The 18,262-nt window shown below is 53.5% G+C and carries 15 protein-coding genes; 7 read left to right on the top strand and 8 right to left on the bottom strand.

Features of this window, described 5'->3' with window-relative positions; translation table 11 throughout:
• Positions 1–12 precede the first annotated feature (12 nt).
• Positions 13–426, bottom strand: coding sequence for a SufE family protein (locus tag PLIM_RS01185; RefSeq protein ID WP_013108516.1), 414 nt, complete (start codon positions 424–426; stop codon positions 13–15).
• A gap of 86 nt (positions 427–512) precedes the next feature.
• Positions 513–1,586, bottom strand: coding sequence for a hypothetical protein (locus PLIM_RS01180; RefSeq protein ID WP_041400887.1), 1,074 nt, complete (start codon positions 1,584–1,586; stop codon positions 513–515).
• Positions 1,587–2,037: 451 nt separating this feature from the next.
• Between PLIM_RS01180 and rnc the strand changes: the two genes are divergently transcribed.
• Together rnc and ygfZ are read left to right on the top strand one after the other, a co-directional pair.
• Entirely contained in the window at positions 2,038–2,829 is a 792-nt protein-coding gene (rnc, locus tag PLIM_RS01170) for a ribonuclease III (protein ID WP_013108514.1), read from the top strand.
• Between the two features lie 109 nt (positions 2,830–2,938).
• Complete coding sequence (ygfZ, locus tag PLIM_RS22225) at positions 2,939–3,928, top strand: CAF17-like 4Fe-4S cluster assembly/insertion protein YgfZ (protein WP_013108513.1); 990 nt, start codon at positions 2,939–2,941, stop codon at positions 3,926–3,928.
• Positions 3,929–3,949: 21 nt separating this feature from the next.
• On the opposite strand, the gene PLIM_RS01160 is transcribed toward ygfZ, so the two are convergent.
• The 4 genes from PLIM_RS01160 to PLIM_RS01145 form a co-directional block, all read right to left on the bottom strand.
• Positions 3,950–4,639: an RNA polymerase sigma factor gene (locus tag PLIM_RS01160; protein ID WP_013108512.1), complete on the bottom strand. Its 690-nt coding sequence runs from the start codon at positions 4,637–4,639 to the stop codon at positions 3,950–3,952.
• 35 nt (positions 4,640–4,674) lie between these two features.
• The gene (locus PLIM_RS01155) at positions 4,675–5,850 is read right to left on the bottom strand and encodes a hypothetical protein (protein WP_013108511.1); all 1,176 of its coding nucleotides are present in this window, start codon (positions 5,848–5,850) and stop codon (positions 4,675–4,677) included.
• A 104-nt stretch (positions 5,851–5,954) separates the two neighbouring features.
• Positions 5,955–7,652, bottom strand: a complete 1,698-nt coding sequence (locus PLIM_RS22220; protein ID WP_013108510.1) for a serine/threonine-protein kinase — start codon at positions 7,650–7,652, stop codon at positions 5,955–5,957.
• A gap of 243 nt (positions 7,653–7,895) precedes the next feature.
• Positions 7,896–8,708 (bottom strand): coiled-coil domain-containing protein, encoded by an 813-nt coding sequence (locus tag PLIM_RS01145; protein ID WP_013108509.1) that lies wholly within the window; start codon positions 8,706–8,708, stop codon positions 7,896–7,898.
• A 395-nt stretch (positions 8,709–9,103) separates the two neighbouring features.
• On the opposite strand from PLIM_RS01145, the gene PLIM_RS22215 reads away from it, so the two are divergent.
• The 4 genes from PLIM_RS22215 to PLIM_RS01125 all read left to right on the top strand — a co-directional run bounded on the left by PLIM_RS22215 (position 9,104) and on the right by PLIM_RS01125 (position 12,056).
• The gene (locus PLIM_RS22215; protein ID WP_013108508.1) at positions 9,104–9,886 is read left to right on the top strand and encodes a DUF4114 domain-containing protein; all 783 of its coding nucleotides are present in this window, start codon (positions 9,104–9,106) and stop codon (positions 9,884–9,886) included.
• A gap of 90 nt (positions 9,887–9,976) precedes the next feature.
• The gene (locus PLIM_RS22210) at positions 9,977–10,396 is read left to right on the top strand and encodes a TadE/TadG family type IV pilus assembly protein (RefSeq protein WP_052301458.1); all 420 of its coding nucleotides are present in this window, start codon (positions 9,977–9,979) and stop codon (positions 10,394–10,396) included.
• Between the two features lie 38 nt (positions 10,397–10,434).
• Entirely contained in the window at positions 10,435–11,628 is a 1,194-nt protein-coding gene (locus tag PLIM_RS01130; protein WP_041400885.1) for a vWA domain-containing protein, read from the top strand.
• Positions 11,625–12,056 (top strand): TadE/TadG family type IV pilus assembly protein, encoded by a 432-nt coding sequence (locus PLIM_RS01125; RefSeq protein ID WP_081440166.1) that lies wholly within the window; start codon positions 11,625–11,627, stop codon positions 12,054–12,056. The genes PLIM_RS01130 and PLIM_RS01125 overlap by 4 nt, the downstream gene beginning before the upstream one ends.
• A 56-nt stretch (positions 12,057–12,112) precedes the next feature.
• On the opposite strand, the gene PLIM_RS01120 is transcribed toward PLIM_RS01125, so the two are convergent.
• Together PLIM_RS01120 and PLIM_RS01115 are read right to left on the bottom strand one after the other, a co-directional pair.
• On the bottom strand, positions 12,113–13,456 hold the full coding sequence (locus tag PLIM_RS01120) for an outer membrane protein assembly factor BamB family protein (RefSeq protein ID WP_013108504.1): 1,344 nt from the start codon (positions 13,454–13,456) through the stop codon (positions 12,113–12,115).
• 254 nt (positions 13,457–13,710) lie between these two features.
• Positions 13,711–13,971, bottom strand: coding sequence for a hypothetical protein (locus PLIM_RS01115; RefSeq protein ID WP_013108503.1), 261 nt, complete (start codon positions 13,969–13,971; stop codon positions 13,711–13,713).
• Between the two features lie 636 nt (positions 13,972–14,607).
• Between PLIM_RS01115 and PLIM_RS01110 the strand changes: the two genes are divergently transcribed.
• A complete protein-coding gene (locus PLIM_RS01110) occupies positions 14,608–18,237 on the top strand; it encodes a hypothetical protein (protein ID WP_013108500.1) in 3,630 nt (1,209 codons plus the stop codon).
• The last annotated feature ends 25 nt before the right edge of the window (positions 18,238–18,262 follow it).

Below are 18,262 nucleotides of genomic sequence, written 5' to 3'. Positions count from 1 at the left end.
CGGCTGGATTCGTCAACGGGAGGATTCGATCGCGTGTCGAATTCGTTGCATCAATCCGCGAACGCCCTGCTGACGTGTCATCCCGAGGGCCGTGGTCAGATGAAGTTTTTCCAGCAGATCGAGTGGTAGATCCCGAAGTTGATCAATAGGTTGCTGATTCAGGCTGGTCACAACAAGAGCCACCAGACCACGCACAATCGGCGATTTGCGAGGAACATCAGCTTCCAGAGTTAACAGCCCATCACGAACTTCAGCAAAGAGGTACACAGGTGTCTGACATTCCTGCACCCGGCAGTTTTCGGGAAGTGGGGCTGCCTGCTTATCTGCGGAAAGGGGTGGCAAAGTCTCCGCGAGTTCCACAATGGTTTCCATGCGGTCGCGATCATCGAGATCTGCCAGTTCCAAAGCCCAGTCGTTCAAAGTCATTGTGGTCGCCTTCCTCCTGTATCAAATCCATTACGTATGCTCGATATCCGAACCATCCGACAGATGATTGACTCCAGTATCATACCTTATGCGAGCTTGGTGTTCGTCACTCCCAGAATCCACCCTTCTGTCGTGACTGCATTTGATTGGAGAGATTCTGTCAAACCCTGAGGCACTCGGAAGTAACTGGAAAGCGTTTGATTTCGAGACATCGCCTGTGCCCAGCGGCACCATGCAAGCACCTGAAGTTCATCGCGAATCCGCCCGGGTTCGAGCGCCTGCTGCGTCGCGACTTCCTGTTTGAGTAAGCCCGGCCAGATCTCTGCGAAAAGAATCAAAGGTCGTTGTTCCGGCACAGTCCAGCCGGTTTCCATAGGCCAGATGCACAGATGTGGCTGAAAGTCCGGATCCTTGCGGAACGCTTCCAACCGGGCAATACCTGTCAGCGATTGACTTCCGACGCTGCCAATCCCGCACAGCTTCCACGTTTCCTGAGTTCCGGGTGCAAGCGTTTCGACAAACCTTTGACGTGGGAGCAGAATTCCGCTGGTCGTGCGAAAGGGAAACTTTGGTGAATAGGGTGGAGTCAGACTGCCAGCGCGTGCATGGGGAGTTCCCCAATAGGGTCCTTGAATGCCATGAGCCAATTCGCAAGAGATTGCGCCGACCGCCGTTGAGGACAGTGAAGTTGATGAGCGAGTGGCTTTCCTGAAGTTCAGGCCGGATTGATGGGGTGAAATTCTGCTGTTGAAGTTGGCCGCCACTTCAAAGCGGTTATTGGTGTTCTGTTCATCGTCGCAAAGTTGAGCTTCGATTTCTTTCCAGAGGTCGCGCCAGTCGGCATCGGTCCGCCGGGTTAACGCTTGAGGCAAACCTTTGGGCGCACCCAGCGCAATATCGATTCCCACAAGTAAACGTTTCTCGGCCTTCAGGCATTGCCGAAATATCTCTCGCATCAGGCGGCAAGCCTCGTGACGTGTGCGACAATAACTCGATTCAGGCTTCTTTCGTGAGGAAAGCTGTGTGGCAATCCAGATGGCATTAGCAGTCGGACGCGAGGGCGAGGGGACACTGGCCGCACTCCAGTCGATAAACATCCAGGCATCAAAACCAGGTGCAGCTCCAGGTGATCGGATCGATTTTTGAATAGAGTTCTTCACGTCATGTCGATTGTTCAATCATCGGTCCGATCATGCATTCATCGATATCGACTGGTCACTTAGTGCAGGCAAACGTGAGTCCTGCGACCTATCGAGATTTCCCTCTTGTGACAGCCCCGCCCACTCATGGTAGAGTATAGGCGAGGTCAGCGATCGAAACGTCTGGCCTGAAAATGATGAGCTGATGCCAAGCGGCTTGGACACGGCTGGCGGTGGCCGGTACTTCTGAAATCCAGAGAACCCGACCCTCGCCACTCTTGTCGACGGCTTTGCCAGGCTTCATCGAAAGTGGTGGTTGCTTTTGCTCAGGCATGTCTGGTCAACAGCCAGAAATGAGCATAAGTCCCGGAGCCACCGAAGATTTTTCGTTTGGCAAAACAGATTCGCGGCAGATGAGTCACTGGGAAAGCCTCCCCAAGTGACCAGTCATGTCCGCATGACAGGAGTATGTATGGATGAGGCCGCCGGGCAAGTGCCCCTGACGGAATGCGAAGCCCGGCTGGGCTATCATTTTCGCTCGCCCGAATTGCTGATGCAGGCCCTTTCACATGCCTCCGCTGCAAAAACGCGGCTCGAATCGAATGAGCGACTCGAATTTCTCGGCGATGCCATTCTTGGTGCCGCCGTTTGTGATCTGCTGTTTCGCAAATATCCCAAATCGACAGAAGGCGAACTGACACGGATCAAGTCGTTTGTTGTCAGCCGGCATGTCTGTGGTTTGCTGGCGAAAGAACTTCATCTCGATCAATTTGTCATCATTGGGAAGGGATTGTGCGGAACTCCCAATGTCCCGGTCTCTATCTTATCGGCGACGTTCGAATCCGTGATTGCTGCTGTCTTTCTCGATGGAGGTTTTGATGCGGCTAAAGAGTTCATTATTCGACTGATCGAGCCTCATGTCGAACAGATGGTCGGTGCCGAATATGGCCGCAACTATAAAAGTGTTCTGCAGCAATACGCCCAGAAGACTTTGGGCGAAACTCCGCGCTACGATCTGCTGAAGGAATATGGGCCAGACCATTTGAAGTATTTCAAAGTCTCGGCTGCACTGGGTGAAGTGGTTTACGCTGCCGCCTGGGGGATCAACAAAAAAGAGGCCGAGCAGAAGGCCGCGGCCAATGCCTTATCTGAACTGGAAGGGAAACCAGCGCCTCACAGTGCCGATGAACTTCCCCCTGAAATCGCCAGGCTCCAGGCTTCCACCGGGATGAATCTTGCTCAGGAAGATATCATCTCCAGTTAACACGACCGCGACCCTGCCTCATCGTGCTGATCATCTTTTCTGATCCATACCCCTGTCCGTTCAAGAACTGTCCACTCAATAAACATGACGACAGGAAACAGGTGCCATCATGAACTCGCATTTCCAGGCCATGCAGATCCCTTTTCCTGTCGAACAGTACTTCGTTAGAGGTCAGCATCGAGTCCGTTTTCTACAGAACTTTTGTACCAATGATGTTGCTCGACTGACTTCAAATACAGGCGTCGAGGTCTTCTTTCCGAATGTCAAAGGCCGGATTGTCGGGCACGGCTGGATTCATGCTCTGGAAGACTCACTCGTGATGACCATAGGTGCCGGGACGGGCACATCGCTGCTCCCGCATTTAGAACGCTACATCATTACGGAAGATGTCACATTCACGAAAGCGGCTCTGAAGGATACCTGGCTGGTTGGGGGAGAAACAGCCAACCAACTCTGGGCCGAGATCAGTCAACAACAACAGCGTGATCTGGCCGCAGAGTCTGTGCATCAGATGATTGCTGGCGTAGGCTGGCGGGCAGCCTTGATGACGGGTTGGAGCCTGCCTGTCGTGGCTGTCTTTATGGATGAACATGCAGCCCGTGAGGAACTGTCAACTCTGGCGTCGCTGGCAGCCATCAGAAAGGAAACCCCTCTCGATTTCGATCGCTTCCGAGCGAGTGTTGGCATGGGCTGGATGGGGATTGATTACAGCGATGCTCAACTCGCCCAGGAATCGGGGCGGACTGCAGTCGCGATCTCATTTCATAAAGGCTGTTATCTCGGGCAGGAGCCCATTGCCAGGCTTGACGCCATGGGTCACACCAACAAAGAACTCGTCAGGCTTTCGACCGAAGTTTCTTTGAGCGATCAAGATAAAAGCTCGTGGGCCGGTGCCGAACTCTTTGCGGATTCTGAACCGAAAAGCGTAGGAGTTATCACCACGTTCTGTCCGCATGATGACCAGTTGGGTGGAGTCGGCCTGGGGTATGTTCGCACCAAGTGGCAGGTCGAAAACCAGATGCTGCATGTCGGCACACCCGAGGGGCCCACAATCAATGTGCATGTGCCGCTCATTCCTGCGGATGAACGGATTCGATGAATCCTTCCACTGTTCCCCTTATCAGTGACGGTCAATCAACAGCGACAAGACTGTCTCCGCAAGACCGGCTTTTGCCAATCGCTGACGAAGTTGCTGCAGCAGATACGACTTATGGTTGGCGACAGTCTGTTCGCTGATCGACAGGAGCTGCGCCACTCGTTGATTGGGGAATCCTTTAGCAATGATGAGTTCGCAGCATTTGAGCCGCTCGAATTCTCCCCGACTTTGCCAGCGGAGAACAAGTTCCTTCAGGCTTTGAGCCAGGCAGGCTTCAATCGCAGCGGTCGTTTCTCGACCGCGAAAAATGCTCGATGCCTTCAGTTGTCGAGAATCCTGCGGCACAAGTTTTTCGAAGGGCATGTGCCCCGATGAGGAATCGTCAACTACGGTTCCTGTACTGACAACCTGCCGTCTCCCCTCTTTGCGTAAGTGATCAATCAGCAGATGTGCGGCAATCTGATTGATAAAGGGTTCGATGGGCCTCGAATCATCAAAGTTTGGCAACGCCCTCAGAAAGGAGAGGAAGACTTCCTGTACGAGATCTTCGGCTGTCGAGCGGTTCCCTGTGCGGGATTTCATCCAGGCAAAAAGCCGGGGTTCATGCTGATCGACAAGTTCGCGCCAGGCACCGGGCTCCTGGGCACGAATGCGGGCAATCAACCACTGTTCTCGAGTGTTCTCATCCGCAGTCGGAGACGGTTCCTGTGACATCACTCAAATCACCCTGGATGAAGAAACATCCGAACTTAAGCCATGCTGTGCTTCCGGCGACTGTACTGCATCATGCCCCAGGCCAGCAAAGCCAGACCTGCACCGGCAACACCAAGAATCGTCAATCTCTGGGAAGAAACCTGTTCTTCATGCAATTGATGCAATCGATGGAGCGTCACTGTGGGGACGAACTGACTGGAGGAAATCAATAAATGGACGGCATACATTTTGGCAGTGGCATTTCCAAACTGATGTTCGGTTTCTTCGACAGCCTTTTGCATTACGGCCGCCATCACCTCTGCTGAAGGATCAATCGATGTTCTGTTGAGTGGGGGCAAATCTGGATGCCGCCGCTGAATCTCGCTGATACTCCAGGCAGAGAGCTTCTGGCTGGCATCGGCTTCAGCTTCGGCCAAAGTGGGAAACCTGCCCGAAACCAGATGGATGTGGTGTGGTGGTACTTTGCTGATTTCAACGGCCCAATCGGGCAAAGGCGAAAGTCGTTCGAAATCTGTCGATGCCAGTGGGGCTTGTTCTGGAAGTGAAGCGACAATCACAGCCGGGACGTTTTCCGGCTGAGTGGCATCTGCGGGATGTGCTTCGAGGCCACTCGTCGATTGAGGTCGAGGAGCATCAGTGGCTTTGGCACTGTTCAATGCTTTGTTTGTTTGTGGAGCCAGTGCTGGGGATGATGCTGGCAGACTGGCTTTCCACGTGGGCACGTTGCGCAATTGTTCTGTCAGGATCGACTCAACCGGTTGAGGCCCTGCCCATGGCCCATGTTCTGGTTGAATGACGACATGCTCGGAGAACTGCCCGCTCAGAGGCTCCAGCCGTGGAAATCCAGTTTGACTTTCAATTCCTGAATGATGAGTGATGTGGACGCTGGTGGCGACAGTCCGGACGCCAATCAGCGACAAAAGACCGGCACCAATCAAAACGGCACTCACCAGTGCAATCACTCCGGCGTGCGACTTTTGTGGCTTCCTGCTGGCAGAGACATCACGTCCGAAATCCTGCGCACGATCCGCAGGAAGAGCTTGGGGAGTCGTTTTTCGGGGCTGAGACGAACCCTGATTCTTTTCGCGGGAAGGGCTCACAGCCTGACCAATCCCAAAGAACAGCAGTGCCAGTATGACTCCCACAGTCAAAGCACCAAACACCACCACCGCGAGGATGATGATTATAAGAAACCCAAAGGTTAAGCTCATGTTTCCAAGCCCTTTATCTTAATGCGAACCAGTCTACGAGCCGTCTCATGGATGGCCGGTCACTCGATCACCCTCGGACGAATCTGCCCCCACACCGTTCACTGCTACTCAGACTCTCGATAGGTGGTCGTGACTTGGATGACTGGTGTCGAAAGTTGCAGCACGCAGGAAATCCAAGCGGCAAACAAGCAGCCCCAAACCGGTGGAAACCAGATCACAAACGACAACATCCAACCCGCCATCGTTGAGAAGAGAATTGTCATGGCTGAGAACCGTTCATCTCGCTGAAGGCTCGCCTGCTGTGACCAATTCCCGAGAGCCACGAGGCTGGCAAAGTACAGAACCCATGAAAGCCAGGAGGGGACTCCGCCATCCAGTCGCAATTTTTGAGCACCCAGTTGACGCACCATGGCGGCATGTTCTGGTGCTGCCAGCAGATTTTCAGCCATCAGGTAATTCATCAACAGATAACCACAGGCCCCCATCATTCCACCCAGCAACAGACTCGACATCCATGTCAATGGGGCCGGCTTACTCTCGCGTCTCGACCACCAGAAGATTGTTTGAAAAGCCAATACGACCAGTGCGGACTGTGCAGCAAGTAATCCCATCCCCGTCAGGTTCTGCCAGGGTGGTGAAGGGACAAATGGCGGCAAGGCGATTGCCAGAGCGGCAGCCAGGCCCATTGAAAGCACCATGGTCAGAAACACCGCCTGAGACCAGCCACCCAGTAAACCACCAGGAATCAGACGAGCCAATTCCCCATTGGAATCACTCGCAGGCGACCAATGACGCAACTGGTTGCTCTCTGCACGCTTTCTGTGAGCCAGCCTCCGATGACCCGATTTCTGGCCTGATGGCAAAAACTCAGTGATTGGGACAGGGGACTGCAGCGCAGGCATAGGAGGCAGGTCTTTCTTGACTTCATAAAAAGAGACTGGTTGTTGAGTTTTTGTTGGAATCGATCTCGCCACTGCGTCCCCGGCGACAGCCGCTACCCGCTCGAAACCGGCAGGTACCAGAGCCGACATGACGCCTTCATGAAACTCCTGAAGCGAGGGATAGCGCTCGGCTGCGTTCTTCGCGAGAGCCTTTTGTAACACGGGTCGCAAGGTGAGCGGCAAATGCGTCGTTTCGGGCAGGTGTGTCAGATGTCGCATCAGGACTTCGCCCGTGGTCTCACCTGAAAAGGGGACTTTGCCTGTCAATAACTCATACAGAATGACCGCCAGGCTGTAGTAGTCGATGCTCGGACCATATCGTCCATGCGAAACTTCCGGTGCCATATAATGCACCGTCCCAATGGTCTGTGTATGCAGGGCATCCACCTGATCCATCAGTTTCGAAAGACCAACATCGCCAATTTTGACCACACCATGCGTGCGGTAAATGTTCGCGGGCTTCAGATCGCGATGCACAATTCCCCGCGAATGGAGATATTCCAGACCCTGCACAATTCCCGAAAACCACTCAGCCACCTCTTCATGAGGTAAACCCTGGGGATGATTGGCAATGACATCGTCCAGAGTCACGCCGTCGATGTACTCCATGACAATCCAGGCAGAGGCCTCGTTGTCATACAGAATGTCATAAATCGAAACGAGGTTGGGGTGATTGAGGTTCAGGCATTGGCGGACACCACGAAGTTCAATCTCTGTTCCTCGTTGTAGTAGCTTGAGTGCGACGCGCTTCCCGCCAGCCGACAGACCTTCGTAGACTTCACCAAATCCGCCCCGCTGGATCCCCCGTGTAATCACGTAACCAGAGAGCGGACGACTTTGAGGAGCGTACTGAAATCGCATGCACACTCCTCCTTTCCTGTTCCAGCAACTCGTACCTGAATGACCTGTCACACCATGCATACTGCCTCCCCCTTGCGGGGGAGTGGCAGCTTTGACTGAGCCTACGCCGTGCATTTCTCTTCAGGTAGGGTACATGAAGTTCTGACGGAATGTACCAGCGCCTTATCGAATTGCTGCACAGCCTGCCTGACTTCGTGGAGCGAGCATTGTGCAACAACCTCACCCACACTCATGTCCCGTGTGCTAGTGAGCCTGTGCCACACCGGCCTGAGGCTTGGCTTCAGGCTGGAAGTAGTTGTCGATCTGACGGGCCAGATCTTCTGTGGTTTGGGGAATGGCCGATTCTTCGATGGGAATCAACCCGGAGATCTGTCCTGATTGATCGATCAACTTCTCCTTGATGTCGAGCTGGCGATTCAGATTGGTGATCAATTCACGTGCCCGGCTCAAATTGGAGTCGTCAATCGTCACGCTGGTCGCGGCTTCGGCGGCACGCACAGTTTCCAGTCGAGCCGTCAACTGTTCGAGTTGGACTTCGAGATCCTGTTTGGATTTGAGCATCGTCGCCAGTTTTTCCTGATTGGCAGTCAACGTCTGCTCCCGAGCAAGCAACACCTTCTGATCAGCAGCGAGAGTCTGCTCGGCAGCTTTGAAACGTTCAAAACGGATCGAAAGATCACGCTGTACGTCATTGGCTGAATAGGTATGGCCTGCGTAACGGAATGTCCCCTGACCACTCGACAGGTTCGCCTTCTGGGACAAAATCAACTGTTTCTGATGATCCAGATTGCCACTCCGGCTGGCGATCTGATTGCGCAACTGCTGCGTATCGACCTGCTGCTCGGCAATCACCTGCATGCACTTCCGAATGTCAGGCACCAGCTTTTCGACCAGTTCACGAGCCCTGGCAATCTCAAATTCGACGGGGACTTCCGCCTTCACGGCACTCCGCAGACTTTTCGCACTCGTAAAGAGATAACTCGGCAGTTCTGCACCGAACACGAGTGCCCCCAGACTCAGAACTCCCACACCGGCAAACAGCAATTTTTTGAGCATGATTCCCCCCGTCGTCCTGGATCAAACTTTGCATTGAACAGTTCGTGAGTCGCAGCACTCAGCCATATGAACACATTTTCACTTCAAACGGATTCTCGGGCTGATGACGACTCTCTGAGGGGTGATTCGCTCGATGTTTCGATTTCTTGGCGCAATTTTGGATTCTTGTGAGATTTTCTCATGCAGCAAGCAAACAGCATTAAAAGTCAAATGGATCGCAGTTCGGTGGATGTCACTTTGCAACACGATGCTCTTTGTGAACTGACAATCGCGACAATCCGGATTATTCGGAATTGTTGCCGGTGAACTCTCGAATTTTCACCTCGTTTTTTGACTTCGTTCCGACATGACCTAGGTTCCTTTCAGTTGCGGGAAAATCCTCTAAGGAACTTGTCATGAAGAAGTATTGCGGGTTGTTACTGATACTGGTGGCAGCCACCTGGTCAACGATGCATGAGGCCTGTGCACAGGCAGCCAAGAATCCATTCAATCTGCCAAAATATACTGCCGTACAAAAGGCGAAGTCGGATACTCGTTCGACGCAGTTCGCTAACCAGGTCATGCCCACCTTTCAGCAGTTCATCGACAAGAGCCTGAAGGAAGCATCGCAATTCAAGGTGGCACCAGACTACGTGCTTGATCCCACCCGGCTGTATCTGCCACTGACCACACTTCAACCTGTCCGCGTCTACTTCGTCCATGAGGGGGCTGGTTATCGCAACCAGTTGGGTGTATCGATTGTGGATGCCGGCCATGGACGCAGTGGATCTTCGACGCTGATTGATCCACTGACGCAAGGCAAGCTGATTTTTGACGATGCTTCTTTCGAAGTCACCCAGATTAAGGACAAAAAGGGGAAAGTCACCAGTCAGTCGGGTGGACTTAAAGCTGGTGATTTTGTGGAGATCGGCACGATTCAGGCAGGGAAGCAGGTGGATTTCTTCCTCTGCTCGGATGGTGCGAATGGGACCAAGAATCTGCTGCGAAACTTTCCAGAACTCAACTCGGACAAGCTCCAGCATGTGATCGCGGTCTACTTCAAAGATACTCACCCCGGCTACGTCATGATTGGCTTTGAAGACATCGTGGGCGGTGGTGACCTCGACTACAACGATACTCTCTTCGTGATCGACTTTGGTTACGACATCTCGATTGAAAAAGGTGATCTGCCTCACTAGGCCCACGCGAACCTGAACTCTCATCGATCCGATGAGTGGCAATCAGCGGCATGTTCCATCGAAACGGTCATTTTTTGAAATGCATTGATCATGCGATTGTCCCGTCCCCGATCCCGCCAGATTCCTCAACCAGCTCGTCGCGGAGCGGCGGCTGTGGAAATGGCACTGGTACTTCCAGTGCTGATCCTGGTGGTGTTCGGCACGATTGCCGTTTCGCAGATTATTCACTTTCGCAAGGGTGTGGTTGCTGCCACTGCTGAAGGAATTCGTATTGCCTCACGCAGGGATGTCAGCAGTACGGAAGTCACAACCTTGGTTCGTCAGATTCTGACTGGCCGCAGGATCAGTCAGGCAACAATTACAATTACCCCTACGGAAATTTCGAATCTGCGACCTGGCGAATTGATCGAGATTCAAGTTCGGGCCAATTACACAGCCCTGGGAGTTGAACCCCTGGGCTGGACTGTTCCCACTGAGATTGTTTATCGCGGTGCTGTGCTGCGGGAATAAGCGATTTTCTGCGTGAAGTTTCCCCGAAAGGGAGATTGATGATGCGAAAAAATTCCTCAGGTCATCGACGAGTCATTCACAAGCCACATCCCAGGCGGGGTGCGATTGCGATCCTGGCTGCCTTTGTGATGGTCGCGCTCCTGGCTTTGGCGGGGTTTTTTCTTTCACTCTCCTATGTCGAACTGACGCGTGCTGAACTCCGGGCCGCAACCGACGCCGCTGCTCGTTCGGCAGTGATCCGACTGGTGGAAACACAATCGACAACTTCGGGCCGTGCTGCCGCCCGCGATATTGCCTCTCGTTTTGAAGTGGGAGGCAAGGCTCTTTCGTTAAACGATAACGATATTCAATTTGGCAGATCGACTCGGCAGTCGAATGGCAGCTATTCGTTTGCGATCAATGGCACACCGACGAATGCAGCGCGAGTTTTTGGTCGCAAGACCAAAACATCGGCAGCGGGGCCGGTGGAACTTCCCTTTGGTGGTTTTGTCGGAGCTCCTGAGTATTCGACAGAACTCAATGCCGTCGCTATGCGGCTGGACTATGACATTGTCATCGTGCTCGATCGATCAGGCTCGATGGGTTGGGATCTATCGGGAGTTGAGTTCGAATATCCTGAAGCTGTCCGACAAAGACCACTGGTTGAAAACTACTTCAGCCCGCCTGATCCCACAGGAAGCCGATGGGCAATTCTTTCAGCCAGTGTGAATGACTTTTTGACGATTTTGAATCAGCGTCAGGTAGCGGCTCGTGTGGGGCTCGTGACTTATGCTGGCGACTACACATTCGGTAAGTACAGCTCCGTCAAACTGACTGTGGAAAGTGATCTTACTTCCACCTTCTCAACGATTACATCGAAATTGACAGCTATCGGGCAGGTACCACTCATTGGCGGGACAGATATTGGTGCCGGGATTACAGCCGCTCAGACGATGCTGACGACATCCAGCCAGGCTCGCCTCAAGACGGGCCAGCCGATCATCATTGTCTTCAGCGATGGGATGTTTAATCAGGGGACAGAACCTGTCAGTCTGGCAGCGAGTGCCTATTCGCAATCATCCACAATTATTCATAGCGTGACTTTTGGAGCTACGGCTCAAGGTCGTGCCACGATGAACTCTGTGACGGCCACTGCCGGCAAAGGCTTGAGCCTGCATGCCAATACTGCTGCCGAACTGGCGGAAAGTTTCCGATCGATTGCCAACGCGATTCCTATTGTGGTGACTGAATGAACGCCAACCGAAATAGACAACGCTTTCATCATCATGCCCGTCGAGGTGCCTTGATGGTCGAGTTCTCGCTGGTTTTTCCTGTCTTCATGCTCGTCATGCTTTTCTTCTTCGAAGCCTGGCGTGTGGTGCAGTGCCAGCAGACGGTCGATCAGGCAGCGTTCGAAGCAGCCCGTGTGGCGATTGTGCCTGGCAAAACCGTTGCAGATGCTCGTGCTCGCGCAAATGTCATTCTCGCCAGCACCAATTCCACACAGGCCAGCGTGACCATCTCGCCTGACCCGATCACCGAGAGTACCGAACAGGTTACGGTGCGTGTCACATTACCTTTGAGTGATGTCGGCCTGTTCTTTCAGTACTTTTCACCGAACTACACGATTGAGTCGGTGATGACACTCGATCATGAGAACGCGCGTATTGGCCGCCTGTAGTGTTCTTTGCATGTCTAAGATATCTGGCAGATGGTTGGTCATGACCAGAAGCTGAATCACTTGGCGTGATCACGCAGATCGACAGCCACCAGCTCTTTGTCGTTCCTGGCGTAGATATGGCCGTTGGCAAACGCCGGATGCGACCAGACGACAGGTCTTCCGAAGGCTTCACCCGTGGGTTCGAGAATCCGGGTTCTGCTGATCTCGTCATACTTCTGGGCTGAGAGCTGAGCAATGATCAGTTCACCCGTCTCGCTCATCAGAAAGTAACGGTCCCCATTCTGTACAAGAAACGCTGTGCCGTGCCGCGCACGGCGTTCATTCGTCGTGGGAGCGAACGTCTCCCACAGCCTTTTGCCAGTCGATAGTTCTACGGCTCGAAACTGGCTGGTATTGCAATCGCAGCCGTAAATCACTCCATCGACAATGAGTGGAGTCGCGTTGGCGGCATAGAGGGCGGTCTTATTGGTGCCTCGCCACAAAAGTTTGGCACCTGGTCTGGTGCGGTCAAGTTCATAGACAGCCCCCACATTGCCAATGCCACTGGCGAACAAAAAATCACCCGATTTCTGCGGAGCCATGATCGACATGGCGTAGTCGGGCTGCAGTGGTTCCTTCCAGTAGACATTCCCATTGGAAGGATTGACGGCAGCAATCTCTACGGGTGTCCATATGAGGAGTTGCCGGACACCGCCTGCTTCAATGATGACGGGCGAACCGTAACCTGGCTCAGAAGCGCTGAGTGATCTCCACTTTTCTGTTCCTGTCTTTTTATCGAACGAGATCAGGAGTCCGTCTTTCGCACCGACCACACAGATCAGTTGATCGCCATCGACGAGTGGGTGTCCTGAGAATCCCCAGATGGGGGTTTCGACTCCGAAATCTTTCTTGAAGTTCTTGCTCCAGAGGACTTTGCCATCTTGAACCTGCAAACAGGTGAGTTCTCCTTCTGCACCCAGGGCGTACACCAGATCTCGATCGACTGTGGGGGTACAACGCGGGCCTGATGGATAAGAAATCGAATACGGCGCATCGTAGGCATGCTCCCAGAGCAGCTTTCCGTCGGCCTCATTGAAGCAGCGAATCCGCTCCTGCCCATCGAGGACATTGCGGGCACCGGGGTCGTTTTTGATTTCGCCGGTTTTTTTCACATAGTCTGTCAGAAAGACTTTACCGCCAGCGACAGCCGGGCCGCTGTAGCCCATGCCCACGGGAACCCGCCAGGCGAACTTGGCCCCGTCAGCCGGAAACTCGCGGAGGAGCCCTGTTTCGTGCCAGCGTCCATCCCGATTGAGCCCCATCCATTGCGGCCAGTCTTCAGCGTTAGTCATGCCAGGAAGTGTGAGAAGGAGAGCGGTCGCGAAAACCACGAGCCCACGGAGAAATACTTGCTGCTTCACGATCAATCCTTGCAAAACAAGAGAGCCAGCGTCCGAGCAACCCAAGCGAGAGTACTCAAAACTCGACGGGCATCAATCTTTACATCTTGCACAGGATTTTCTTACAGAACGAGCCGAATCCGATGAATTGATCGCAGGGAGATCTCCCTTTGGGACACCTGTACAAAACAAAAGTTTCCCAGCCAGGGGTCCCACGAGAAACTATTCAAATTCACAGAAATTTGCTGACACAATGATCTTCAGAGTTTGCTCACTCAAGACGCGATTCCCATCGCAGCCGATTGAGTGGCGTCGATCTCGCAACGAATCACGCGTAAACCAGCCTTAGCCAGAGTGATGTGGGCACTTCGAATGGCTTCCTCCAAGGTTTCTGCTTCCCGATGAACCGAAACGTAAGCCTCGCCACAATGCACTCCCGGCGACATATCGTCTCCACCCGCTTCAAAAACCGAGTTCGACCATTCCAGCAGTTCTTGCTCACCAGCATCAATCCACAATGTGAATTCTTTAGTCATCTGTCTCTCCGGAATGCGGACACTTTTCAACAAATCGAATGATATCGCGAGCATGAGCTTCCGGGTCACGGGGAGTTGACCAGACACTTTTCTGGCAACCACTGCGATTATTCTTTGGACAAAAAATTATACAGAAGGCATGACCGCCACCAGAACGGGCTGCCCAGCCGCAACTGAGAGCAAACTCAATCGCAGCCCGGATGTGTTTGTTTGGGTGTCTCATTTCACTTTTTAATTCTCGCGTCGACTGCGTTAAGAATATGCTCTTCGAGTTATGAACTACAACGACGATCACTCATCAAACAAGGTTATTGCCTGTTCATTTTATCTTCATCATTTCAAATTTCCCTTACTACAACGCCGGATTACGTGCAGTTTCTGCCAGACGACTAATGAACCAGCGAAAATACAAAGACTGAAACGGTTCGACTTTTTGCATCTTTATCCGGAGTTCAGGAAATGTGCGAAAGGGGGTGTTCAGAACCGATCTTGAGCAATCAGCCGGTTATCCACAAACTCATGAGGTTCTGACGAAACATGCAGGTGATGGTTTATCCATCAACAGCCATGGATGTGTGCTGATTCGACGGGTCATGTTGATCAATGACCTGGTCGTTCGATAAGGAGAGATCTACTTTGAATCTGCCAGTTGCTCCATCTGAACCATTACCTGGTCAGGAGCCTCCTGCCAACGACATGCCTGTTGCTTCGAATTCTGAAACTCCTCCCAAAAGAAGTGGAAGATATCTGGGCGTGCTGGTCGTCCTGCTACTCACAGCCGGTTGGCTGGCACCCACCATTGTTGGCCAGACATCACTGCGTCAGAAAATTCCGGGCCTGCTCTTTCCGCACTTCACAGGCACCATGACGATTGGCGAAGCCAGTCTGGGCTGGTTGAATGCCATCGAACTTCGCAATGTGCTCGTTAAGGATGCTCAGGGCGAAATCATCGCCACAATTCCCAGGCTGACATCGGATGCGACGTTAGTTTCGATCATTCGACAGCCGGCAGCACCCGGTACAATGACCCTGCATCAACCGGTGATTGAACTCAAGCTGGATGAAGCCAGTTCAAATGTCGAACGCCTGCTGAGTGAATTGCTGACTGGTGAATCCAGTGGCGGGCCTTACTCGTATACCTTCAAAATCGACCAGGGAAAGGTCAACTGGAAGGAAACCACATCGCCCCGCGCGTTCGTGATCGATGGGCTCAACGTGAGTTTCACCACCCTGGGGGATGCGCACTCGAACCGCCTGGCTGCTCAAGTCAAAAGCGAAATCAAAGGTGATCGTTTTCAGACACCATTGTCGATCGATTTTGATTCACTCAGCACCGGGGGCGACACCCCGAATTCTCAAGGCAAACTTGATATTCAGTGCGATGCCCTGCCTCTGGAGATCGGCGAAGTCCTGGCAAAACGGTCGTATCCCGAAGCACGACTGGCTGGCATACTCTCTGCTTCGGGGAAGGCCAACTGGAAATTTCCACCCGAGATCGAAAAGGCCGAGTGGACATGGAATGGACAGATCGGCCTGACAGATCTGGCCATCGCGGGCTTTCCTCAAATGGGAAACGACCTGCCACAATTCAAGGCCATTGTTCTCGCCGGTGAAGCCAGCCAGTCTGGCCCAGTGGCCACGTTTCGCAAACTGCGGCTCTCGACCGATGTGGGCGGAATCGATCTCGATGGGCCCGTGCCAACGGCTGCCCTACTTTCGGCCATGACCGGTGACAGTAACGCGACCACGGCACTCGCTGAACTGGGCGATTTCCGGTTATCGGCGGCTGTTGATCTGGCTCGACTCGCCAAGCTCTTGCCCGCCACCTTGCGCATTCGTGAAGGGATCTCGATTGAAGCGGGCCGACTGGAAGCGATGGCCGTTTCTTCGCGTCCGGCCCAAGGTCAGCAGCAGTGGGTTGTTTCCAGCAAGCTGGAAGGGCTTGAAGCGCGGGAACAGGGTCGAAAACTTTCGTGGCCAGAACCTGTCAGCGCACGACTGGTGATGTTGATTGAACAAGGTGTCGCCGAAGTCGAAAGCCTGAATGTGCAATCGCCGTTCATGGTGGCTACGGGCCGTGGAACAATCGATGCCGGTGAAGTTCGACTGCAGGCCAACCTCGCCAAACTGGCTGAAGAAATGGGTCGCTTTCTCGATCTGGGAGGATTGACTCTTGCCGGTGAATTGAACGGGAATATGGCTCTTGAACGCACCACGACCGAACGAGTGAAGGTGACGGGAGAGTTTCAGGCCAGCCAGTTTGTCCTCAGTCTCCCGACGGCAGAGCAGCCTGCCAAAGAGTTTGTCTGGGCCGAACCCGACCTGCGAATTGGTGGCGAAGCCATACTGTATGCTCCCGCTGGTAAGGCACCTTCACAGGCTTTGAGTGGCACTTTCGTGGTTGCTTCCGCCAGTGACAAACTGACTGCAAACATCCTGCAACCTGTGTTATTCGATGGTTCTACGGGAGGTCTTGATCTGACACTTCAAGGTGGAGCTGGTCGCTGGCTGACGCGGGCGCGGTCATTAAATCTTGTCGGTGCCTACGAAGCCAACGGCCTGGTCGAGCAGTCTGCGACGGTGCTCTGGGACAAATCGACATTGAATCTTCAAGGGGGCAAACTTCGCTGGAGTGATGCTCAATTGCTGGGAAGTGGGATTCAACTGGTCGATCGTGAAATTCGTGTGGATCTCTCTTCCTCCATGGATCGCCAGAGTGGGCAGGTCAAACTCCCGGAACTCCTCGTGCGCAGTTCGGCCATTATTCTTGATGGCAAGAACATTGTGTATGCGGGAAATGCCAATGGTATTCAGGCACTCGCTGGGGATGTCGGGCTTAAAGCTGATCTCGCAACTTTGGCCCGCTGGACGAATTCTTCGGCTGTCCCCATGACGACCGTTCCTGTGGGAATTGTCACGGGGACCGTCAAAGTCGAAGCACAAGGGAGTTCGGTACAGTTGGATACCCAACTCCAATCCGACCGCATCGAAATTCAATCGTTGACCAGTCGGCCGGGAGAGCCTGGAGTCTGGCAGCCCTTATTTTCTGAGACCAACATCACCTCTCAACTCCTGGTGAAAGGAACTCTCGGCCAGAACAACTGGGAACTGGCCAGTTTTTCTCTACAAGGAAGTGGTTTGGGTATGACTTCCCGTGGCCGCTTAAATCTCGATGAGACTCAACCTCGCGTCGAACTCACAGGTGAACTGGCTTACGACTGGGATCGATTAACTCCTCGACTTGCGACCAATACCAGCAATGGAAGTCCCTCTCGCACATTAAGAATCACCGGCAAAGGGCAGCGTAAGTTTCAACTGATCGGGAACCTGCCTTCCAGCGGGATGGCCATGACGACGCCATCCGTCAATGTTTCGACCAGTGGAGTTCCAGCCAGTGATCTCGCCTGGATCAAGTCGTTTACGGGTGAAGCCGGGATTGGCTGGGATGATGCGAGTTATATGAATCTGGAGATTGGTGCCGTCGAACTGGGTGGCCGATTGGAAGATGGCTGGCTGCGAATGACACCGATCAATACGACAGTGAACCAGGGTCGGGTCATGCTCGCACCAGCCGTACATCTGGCAGCACCGGTGCCGGTCATCATTCTCCCCAAAGGTGAAGTCGCTCAGAACGTACAGTTCTCGCAGGAGTTGTGCGAGACATGGCTGAAGTATGCTGTTCCACTTCTGGCCGATGCCACCAGAGTGAGTGGTTCGACCAGCCTCGAATTGGCGGGGGGGCAAATTCCGCTGTCGAACATGAATGGTGCGGATGTGGGTGGTGTGCTCAAGATCCATGGGGCAGAAGTTGCAGCCGGGCCATTAGCCATGCAGATTACGGGGGTCATTCAACAGATTCGTGCGGTCATTGACCGTGGAGCCGGGACTGGGAATGGTGGGACTTTGATGCGTATGCCCGAGCAGCAGACGGAATTCCGGCTGGTCAACGGGCGGCTGCATCATCGCCAGTTGATCTTCGAAACGAGTCTCGCCACGATCCGCACAACAGGTTCGGTAGGCCTCGATGAATCACTTCAGATGGTCGTACAGATTCCTCTGCTGGATGACTGGATTGGTGATCGACCGGTACTGCAGGCTTTGAAAGGGCAGACGATCAATATCCCTGTGGGTGGTACGCTTTCCAGGCCTCAGGTCGATGGTCGAGCGATTGGTGATCTGGCGAAGCGAGTGGCGGGCTCAGCCGTCGAATCACTGATTGACGGGAAGCTCCCTGGTGGCCTTGATCGACTGCTGCGACCTCGATGATCTGCGTATCTTAATATCTGCACCG

This window comes from Planctopirus limnophila DSM 3776 (assembly GCF_000092105.1).
Lineage (GTDB): Bacteria > Planctomycetota > Planctomycetia > Planctomycetales > Planctomycetaceae > Planctopirus > Planctopirus limnophila.
The sequence above is the reverse complement of the archived record's forward strand: the minus strand, read 5'-3'. Positions and strand labels throughout refer to the sequence as shown.